We start from the raw sequence: 921 nt of genomic DNA on the forward strand, positions 1-921 counted from the left end.
GACGGTGCCAGCGCCGGCTGGTCCATGTACTTCTGGTGGTCCCAGATCTTGATGTCGTCCGGCAGTGCCGCCTTGGCCGCCTGCAACCGTTCGCCGTAGCCCTCGCCCTCAGAGATCCAATAGGTCGCGAAGATGTCCGAGGTGGTTTCGTCGACCGGCGTGGCGCAGATCGCGATGATCCGCACCCCGTCTTTGGTCTGCTCACCGTTGAAGCTGACCCCGAGTCCCGACCAATAGATCTCGATGGTGTTGGCGTTGTCACCGGGACGGTCAACACCGTCGCTCCACCGCCTGCCGAAGCCCACCTTGGCGCGCCAGGTCGAATCGTCAGTGCTCTCGGAGAGCACCACCGGACTGACCGGGGTGCGGTGCACGAACCGGAAATGATGCGGATCAACGGCATTCTCGGCAATCACCTGCGGATACACATGAATACCGCGGTAGAGCTCCTGCTCATCAACCCCAAGCCTGCGATAGCGCTGAGCGCGGATGTGCTCACCGAGCACATCGAGAGCCACCGGCATCTGCCACAGCGGATCGCGGCGTTCGAGGTCATGCCAGATGTAGACACACTCGTTGAGCTCGGCCACCGGATACGACCGCATCCGGCGCCCCCGATTGGGCCGCTCCTCATAGGGGATACGCACATTGCGGCCCTGCCCACTCCACACCCAGCCGTGAAACGGGCACTGGATACCGCCCTCGACGACGCAGCCACCCACCGACAGGTTCGCCCCCAGGTGCTGACAGTGCGCGTCGAGCACATTGACCGTCCCATCGAGATCGCGAAACGCGACCATCTCGGTGCCGAAGTAATTCAGCGCCTTGACATCACCGACAGCCAGATCCGTGCTCCAGGCCACCTGAAACCAGCCGGTCGGCCGCATGCTGGGAAGTTCAGTCATCACAAGGTTTTCCCTT

Annotated in this window: 1 protein-coding gene; it reads right to left on the reverse strand. The window is 62.8% G+C overall.

What is annotated here, in order from left to right; translation table 11 throughout:
• Positions 1 to 905: Rieske 2Fe-2S domain-containing protein (locus DQP56_RS24295; protein WP_133259038.1), on the reverse strand; the 905-nt coding region annotated here is incomplete at its 3' end.
• Positions 906 to 921 lie beyond the last annotated feature (16 nt).

Source organism: Mycolicibacter senuensis, assembly GCF_003284925.1.
In the GTDB taxonomy this organism is placed as follows: Bacteria; Actinomycetota; Actinomycetes; order Mycobacteriales; family Mycobacteriaceae; genus Mycobacterium; species Mycobacterium algericum_A.